Consider the following 6,977-nt stretch of genomic DNA (forward strand, 5'->3'; position numbering starts at 1 on the left):
GGCCAGGCCACCACACCAGTACGACTATTCGGCTCCTCCTCGATGCCGTACCGGCCTCGCCATAGGCTCGTCCCGCGCTGTGTGATCTTGGCGGCGCAGGGCCCCGGCCAGGGGCCACCGGACACGGTCATGGTCCACCGGACCCGGTCAGGGAGCGCGATGCCAGGAAGCCACCCGCAGCACCCGCAGCAACCCCCGAAGCGCGAGGGCGCGGCCCCCGACCCCGGCGGGCTGGTGCTGTGCGGCGCGCGGCTCACCGACGGACGCACCGTGGACGTACGGCTCAGCGGCGGGCGTATCGAGGCCGTCGGCACGGCGGGCAGCCTCGCCCGCGGCGCGGGCAGGCCGGGAGCCGGGTCCAGGGTGGACCTCAGCGGCTATCTGCTGCTGCCGGCACCCGCCGAGCCGCACGCGCACAGCGACACCGCGCTCACCGCCGACGCCGCGGGCCCCGTCTCGTACGCCCCCGAGGATGTCCAACGGCGCACCACCGAGGCGGCGCTGCTGCAACTCGGGCACGGGGCGACCGCCCTGCGCACGCACATCCGGATCGGCGGGGCGCGGGGGCTGAGCTCACTGGGGGCCGTACTGCAGGCGCGGCGCGCACTGCGCGGGCTGACGGAGCTGTCAGTGGTCGCGGTGCCGCGGGTGCTCACCGGTGCCGCCGGGGCGGACGGGCTCGCCATGCTCAGGGACGCGGTGAAGATGGGCGCGAGAGTTGTGGGCGGCTGCCCCGATCTCGACCCCGATCCGACCGGCTTCGCGCAGACGGTCCTGGAGGTCGCGGCGGAGCACGGCTGCGCCGTCGACCTGCACACGGAGGGCGACGATCCGGCCAGGCTCGCGCGGCTCGCGGCGATGGCGGGCGGGCTGCGCCCCGGCGTCTCGCTCGGGCCGTGCGCGGGGCTCGCGCGGCTGCCGCGGGATGTGGCGGGACGGGCGGCGGACCAGCTCGCGGTGGCCGGGATCACGGTCGTCTGCCTGCCGCAGGGAGGCTGCGGGGCCATGGAACGGGCGGGGGCGGGGGCGGATGGGCCGCGGGCGGAGGAGGAAGGGCCGGAACGGTCCCGGGAGGACCGCTTCGCAGGAGCATGCGCCGCCGCTCCCGGGGCCTGCGCGCCTCCCGTACGGCTGCTGCAGGCGGCGGGCGTACGGGTCGCGGCCGGCAGCGGGGCGATGCGCGACAGGGCGAACCCGGTGGGGCGCGGCGACCCGCTGGAGGCGGCGTACCTGCTCACGGCGCAGGGCGGAGTGCGGCCTGAGGCGGCGTACGGCGCGGTGAGCGGGCACGCGCGCGGGGCGATGGGGCTGCCGGAGGTACGGGTGGAGGCCGGGTTCCCCGCGGAGTTGCTCGCCGTACGTGGGGAGGGGCTCACGGGGGTGCTGTCGCTGGCGTACAGCCGCGTCGTGGTGCACCGGGGGCGGGTGGTGGCGCGAACCAGCGCGGTGCGCGAGTACTGCGACTCGGCGGCGGTCGCGGCCCTGGACCTGCCGCGACAGGCGCAGGGCGAGTCCTAAGAGCGGGACCGCGCACATCCCGGCCGGAGGACTCGTCACCGAGGGAATGGAGCGGACCTGACCCGAGGTGCGGTGCGGGCGCGGCGACCGGTCAACACCTCGTACGTGGAGCCGGGTTCCGGAGGTGCGGCCCGGGGATCACGGCGTACGGTCGGAACCATGCGCATTGTCATCGCTGGTGGACATGGTCAGATCGCGCTGCGGCTGGAGCGGCTGCTCGCCGCGCGCGGGGACGAGGCGGCGGGCCTGATCCGCAATCACGCATACGCGGACGACCTGCGGGCGGCGGGCGCCGAGCCCGTACTCTGCGATCTCGAGTCGGCGTCGGTCGAGGAAGTCGCGGCCCATCTGCAGGGCGCGGACGCGGCGGTCTTCGCAGCGGGTGCGGGGCCGGGCAGCGGAGCCGCGCGCAAGGACACGGTGGACCGGGCCGCGGCGGTGCTCTTCGCGGACGCGGCGGAGCGCACCCGCGTGCGGCGCTACCTCGTCGTGTCCTCCATGGGGGTCGACGGCGAGCCGCCCGCGGGCACCGATCCGGTGTTCGCGGCCTACCTGCGGGCCAAGGGCGCCGCCGACGACGACGTACGGGCCCGGAAGGGGCTCGACTGGACGATCCTTCGGCCCGGCAGGCTCACCGACGAGCCGGGTACGGGTCTGGTGAACCTCGCCGAGCAGACGGGGCGGGGCGCGGTGCCGCGCGACGACGTGGCGGCGGTCCTCGCCGCGCTCCTTCGCGAGCCGGGCACGGCGGGGCGCACGCTGGAGCTGATCTCCGGCACGGTGCCGGTGGAGGAAGCGGTGAAGGCGGCGTCGACGGGCTGAAGGCGCGGGGGCGGACGCGCCGCGGGGGTTCGTACGGTGCGTACGACGCGGTTTTCATAGGGGGCGGGTTTCGTACGGGGCGGGTTTCGTACGGGGCGGGCCTTCCGTATCACGCTCCGGCGCGGCGCCCGGCCGGGATGCGTCCGGCCGGGGGCCGCAGCACGCTAGGGAGCATGGACGGAGAGCAGCCGCCCGTGGTCGTACATCCGTGGGCCGAGGGCGCCCGCCGCGTGACGATCCGCGGCGAGCCGGTCGGCAAAGCGCGCTCGCCGAGCGATGTGTTGGAGTTCCTGCGCGTGGCCGGGCTGGACGAGAACGCCGTGCGGCTGGACGATCCGGACCTCATCGAATGGCGGGGCGGCGGCCCCGCCGACTGGCCCGACGAACAGGACCAGCCATGAAGCCCACAGAGCCGGCAGGACCGGCAGGACCGGCAGGACCGGCAGAGCCAACGGGACCCGGGATGCCCCGAGAGGCCCCGATCACCCAGGACGAGCGCACGGTCCTCCGCGCGATCGACGAGTTCCTGGACACCAAGCCGCCCCGCCAGCCGCACACGAGCGATCTCGTACGGGCGACCGGCCTGTCCGAGGACACCGTCACCGAGGCCGTCCGCTCCCTGGAACGCCTCGACTACATCGTGGTCGAGCCCCCGAAGCTGGGCGGCACGGGCGAGATCACCCACATCACGAGGACGGGCCAGCACCACCTCTGAGGCCGGTGAGGGCGGAGCACCGGCAGTCGACGGCCGGATCTTCGCGCCCCCTTCCGCGCTGCGCCGCTCCCACCCAAGACATTCGAACGTGCGTACTATTAAGTCTCGTGGCGGACACATACGACTTCCCCGACGACCTGCTGGAAGCACAGCAGGAGCTGCACAAGGTGCGGCACGAGCTCACCGCGCTCTACGGGCGACTGCCGCGGTACACCGACGGCTGGAGCGACGAGGACCGGCGGAAGGTCAGGGAGCTCCTGGACCGGGACCTGGAGCTCGCGGTATTCGTGAGTACCCACGTCTTCTGGGACTCCCTCGAGGGCCCGGCGCGTGTCACGGGCCGAATGGCGCTGAAGCACGTCCACGATCCGCCGGAGGACGCCGCGCCCGAGGCATCGGGCGCGCCTGAGCCGTAGCCGCGCCTCGGTCGCCGGCTCGCCGTGCTCTCCGCTCGCGGGCCAGACTGAAGTGAGGGGGCGGTTGGAGGCTCACCATGACCGAGTTCGCCGACGCCGATACGGCCGGTGGTGTCCGGCTGGCCTACGACTCGGCAGGGCGCGGGGAGCCGGCGATGCTGTTCATTCACGGCTGGTGCTGTGACCGGACCTCTTTCGCACCGCAGTTGACGCACTTCGCGGCGCATCACGCTGTCGCTGCTCTCGATCTGCGCGGACACGGCGACAGCGACCGGCCCGAGCCGGGCGCGGGCGTCTACGACGACATCTCCGGGTTCGCCGACGACGCGCTCGCGGTCGCCCGGGCCGCCGGATTCGACCGGCCGGTCGTGGTCGGGCACAGCTTGGGCGGGCTGGTCTCGCTGGCGTGCGCTGCCCGGAGGGGCGCGGTGCGGGCAGCGGCGATGCTCGCCTCCGCGCCGGTCCTCGACCCGGAGGGGAAGGCGGCCTTGGCGCAGTCGTTCCCAGCTATAGCCGCCGACGAGGACGGTTCATGGCGCACCGCCTTCGCGTCCGGGCTCTTCCTGCCCACCGACTCGGTCCGCCGGGACGAGATCATCGCGCAGATGGCCGCGCTGCCCGCGGAGATCGCCGCGGCGGAGCTGCGGGCGATGGAGCGGTTCCACGGCGCGAGCGCGCTGGCCCGGACCGAGGTTCCGCTCCTGTCGGTCGACCCCGCGGACGCCGAGCCCGAGCTGCGCGCCGAATCCCCCGGCATCGCCATCGGCCGGACCGTCGGGGCCGGGCACTTCATCCAGCTCGAAGTGCCCGAGCAGGTCAACGCGATGATCGAACGGTTCCTCGCGATCAACGGCCTCTGAAGCGCACGCGGTCGCGGTGGCCTGGCGGAAATCGGTCCAGCCGTCCCCCGGTTCCGCGAGAGCTCAGCGGCCGCGCAGCCGCTCCATATCCCGCCGGTCCCGCTTCGTCGGCCGCCCGGCGCCGCGGTCGCGCCTCGGGACCTCCGCGATCTCCTCGCGCGGCGGTGGCGGCGGGCTGTTGTCGACGAAGCACTCGGCGGCGACGGCGGCCCCGACCCGCTTCCGTACGACGCGCGACACGACGACGATCCGCTCGCGCCCGGCATGGCGCAGCCGCACCTCGTCCCCGGACCGCACCGCGTGGGCGGGCTTGACGCGTTCGCCGTTGACGCGAACGTGCCCGGCGCGGCAGGCCGAGGCGGCCAGCGAACGGGTCTTCGTGAGCCGCACGGACCAGATCCAGCTGTCGACTCGTACGGTCCCCTCCTCTGAAGCCATGCCACGACTCTAGGACTTCGCGGACGCCGAACGGCCCCTGACCGCGTTTCCGCGGACCAGGGGCCGTTTCGTCAGGGTGCTGTGGTGACCGGGGTGTCCGTTGTGCGTGGTGCGCTCAAGATCCTCGTTTGAGGGGGAACACCCCACGCGGGGGCGCGCATGGCAGCTTCACCAGATCATGAGCCGCGGAACGGCTGAGGCGCAGCCCTTCGTGGATCGAAGCTAGATCGTGATCACGAGCTTGCCGCGAGTCTGCCCGTCCAACATGTAGCGGATGGCCGCGGCGACCTCGCTGAGCGGGTACGTCCGGTCGACGGCGGGTGCGATCTTGCCAGACTCGATGAGTTCGCGGAGCGTCAGCAGGTCTTCGGCGTTCTCCGACGCGACGAAGGTGCCCAGCTTCTGGCCGACGAACGGAGACAGCAGATGCGCCCGGAGTTGACGGTCAATGCCGCCGAGCCATGGGCCATCGGTCTCGCCTCCGACGATGACGAGCCGTCCTGCGGGTGTGAGAGCGCGGCGGAGATGTGACAGCCGGCGGTTGCCTCCGATGTCGAGCATGACGTCGTAGCGCTGCTGCCCGTCAGCGAAGTCCTCTCGGGTGTAGTCGATGACGTGGTCGGCGCCGATGGCTCGGACCGCGTCGGCCTTCGCCGTACTGCACACGCCGGTGACCTCGCCTCCGTATGCCTTGGCGATCTGCACGGCGAAGGTGCCCACGCCTCCCGACGCACCGACGATCAGCACCTTCTGGCCGGCCTGGACTCGTCCATGGTCCCGAACGGCTTGGAGGGCGGTGGGCCCGGAGATGGGAACGGCAGCCGCCTGGCCGAAGGAGAGGTTCGCCGGCTTCGGTGCGAGCTTGTCCGTCCGGACGCGCGCGTACTCGGCGAACGAGCCGCTGCTGATGCCGAACACCTCGTCACCCGGCTTGAAGCCGGTCACGCCGGCGCCGACGGCTTCGACCGTTCCCGCGAGGCTGCGGCCCGGGTTGGGGCTCTTCGGCCGACGGAGGCCGAACCCCGCGAGTCGGATGGGATAAGGCAGGCCGGCCATCACGTGCCAGGTGCCCCGGTCCACGCTGGCTGCGTGCACTCGCACCAGGACTTCGTCGCGCTGGATCGTGGGCTTGTCGATCTCCGCAAGCCGGAGGACGTCCTCGGGCGCAGGGCCGTACCGGTCCTGGACGATCGACTTCATGATCTCCCGCCGGTGGTCACGGCGGTCGGCTTTGTCGGGTTGTCGAGCTGCTTGTGGTGCATGGCAAGCCTCCGGATTCGTTTGAAACCTTACGTCGTAAGGCTTATCCTTACGGCGTAAGGATGTCAAGGGCCGACGATAGGAGGACGCAGATGACCCCGCGGACCCCCCGCGCTCGAGCACCCCGAACCCCGCTCAGCCGGGAACGGGTGCTGCACGCCGCTGTCGCCTACGCCGACGAGCACGGGCTCGAGGCGCTCAGCATGCGCAAGCTCGGCGAGGCGGTCGGGGTCGAGGCAATGTCGCTGTACACCCACGTGGCCAACAAGGACGACCTCCTTGACGGCATGATCGACATGATGTTCAGCGAGATCGATCTGCCGTCCGGCGAGGACGGCTGGAAGGCGGCGATGCGTCAGCGGGCGGTCTCGGTTCGCCGAGTCCTGTCCCGCCACCGGTGGGCGATCGGTCTGATGGAGTCGCGGACCTCGCCCGGTCCGGCGACGCTGCGGCACCACGATGCCGTCATTGGATGCCTGCGGAACGCCGGCTTCTCCGTCGAGTCGACCGCGCACGCGTACTCGGTCCTCGACAGCTACATCTACGGTTTCGCCCTCCAGGAGCGCGGCCTGCCGTTCGACACCCCCGATGAGACCACGGAGCTGGCGCAGGCCATGCTGGCGCAGTTCCCCGCTGACCAGTACCCCCACCTGGCAGAGCTGACGACCGAGCACGTGCTCCGGCCCGACTACGACTACGGCAACGAGTTCGAATTCGGACTCGATCTGATCCTCGATGGGCTCGAGAGGACCTCCGTCACCGCCGCCAGGCCCGGCAGGACCGACAGGACCGACAGGACCGGCTGCCGGACTGGACGGGGCAGCACAACATCTCCGTAAGTTGTTGGGCGGCCCGGGAGGGCCGGGTGTGGCTGACAACGCCTTGTCGGACGTGGCTCGGTGGGAGTGGCCGCCCAGCTCTCCGGGGCGCCCTGGCTGCTGATTGAGA

The 6,977-nt window shown here is 72.3% G+C and carries 9 protein-coding genes; 7 read left to right on the forward strand and 2 right to left on the reverse strand.

Annotated features, from left to right (window positions below):
- Window positions 1-159 precede the first annotated feature (159 nt).
- From ACTWQC_RS30635 to ACTWQC_RS30660, 6 genes are all read left to right on the forward strand, one after another.
- Entirely contained in the window at window positions 160-1,518 is a 1,359-nt protein-coding gene (locus tag ACTWQC_RS30635; RefSeq protein ID WP_443319090.1) for a hydrolase, read from the forward strand.
- A 159-nt stretch (window positions 1,519-1,677) separates the two neighbouring features.
- Window positions 1,678-2,340: an NAD(P)H-binding protein gene (locus ACTWQC_RS30640; RefSeq protein WP_443319091.1), complete on the forward strand. Its 663-nt coding sequence runs from the start codon at window positions 1,678-1,680 to the stop codon at window positions 2,338-2,340.
- 173 nt (window positions 2,341-2,513) lie between these two features.
- The gene (locus ACTWQC_RS30645) at window positions 2,514-2,741 is read left to right on the forward strand and encodes a hypothetical protein (protein ID WP_443319092.1); all 228 of its coding nucleotides are present in this window, start codon (window positions 2,514-2,516) and stop codon (window positions 2,739-2,741) included.
- Window positions 2,742-2,803: 62 nt separating this feature from the next.
- Window positions 2,804-3,055 carry a hypothetical protein gene (locus ACTWQC_RS30650; RefSeq protein WP_443319093.1) on the forward strand — a complete coding sequence of 84 codons (252 nt, stop codon included), beginning with the start codon at window positions 2,804-2,806 and terminating at the stop codon, window positions 3,053-3,055.
- A gap of 107 nt (window positions 3,056-3,162) precedes the next feature.
- Entirely contained in the window at window positions 3,163-3,471 is a 309-nt protein-coding gene (locus ACTWQC_RS30655) for a hypothetical protein (RefSeq protein WP_443319094.1), read from the forward strand.
- Between the two features lie 77 nt (window positions 3,472-3,548).
- On the forward strand, window positions 3,549-4,331 hold the full coding sequence (locus ACTWQC_RS30660; RefSeq protein WP_443319095.1) for an alpha/beta fold hydrolase: 783 nt from the start codon (window positions 3,549-3,551) through the stop codon (window positions 4,329-4,331).
- Window positions 4,332-4,394: 63 nt separating this feature from the next.
- On the opposite strand, the gene ACTWQC_RS30665 is transcribed toward ACTWQC_RS30660, so the two are convergent.
- Both ACTWQC_RS30665 and ACTWQC_RS30670 read right to left on the reverse strand, forming a co-directional pair.
- Window positions 4,395-4,769, reverse strand: a complete 375-nt coding sequence (locus ACTWQC_RS30665; RefSeq protein ID WP_443319096.1) for an RNA-binding S4 domain-containing protein — start codon at window positions 4,767-4,769, stop codon at window positions 4,395-4,397.
- A gap of 222 nt (window positions 4,770-4,991) precedes the next feature.
- A complete protein-coding gene (locus tag ACTWQC_RS30670; protein WP_443319097.1) occupies window positions 4,992-5,969 on the reverse strand; it encodes an NAD(P)-dependent alcohol dehydrogenase in 978 nt (325 codons plus the stop codon).
- 152 nt (window positions 5,970-6,121) lie between these two features.
- On the opposite strand from ACTWQC_RS30670, the gene ACTWQC_RS30675 reads away from it, so the two are divergent.
- On the forward strand, window positions 6,122-6,868 hold the full coding sequence (locus ACTWQC_RS30675) for a TetR/AcrR family transcriptional regulator (RefSeq protein WP_443319098.1): 747 nt from the start codon (window positions 6,122-6,124) through the stop codon (window positions 6,866-6,868).
- The last annotated feature ends 109 nt before the right edge of the window (window positions 6,869-6,977 follow it).

Origin of the sequence: Streptomyces sp. 8N616 (genome assembly GCF_052246385.1) — a bacterium.
Classification (GTDB): Bacteria; Actinomycetota; Actinomycetes; order Streptomycetales; family Streptomycetaceae; genus Streptomyces.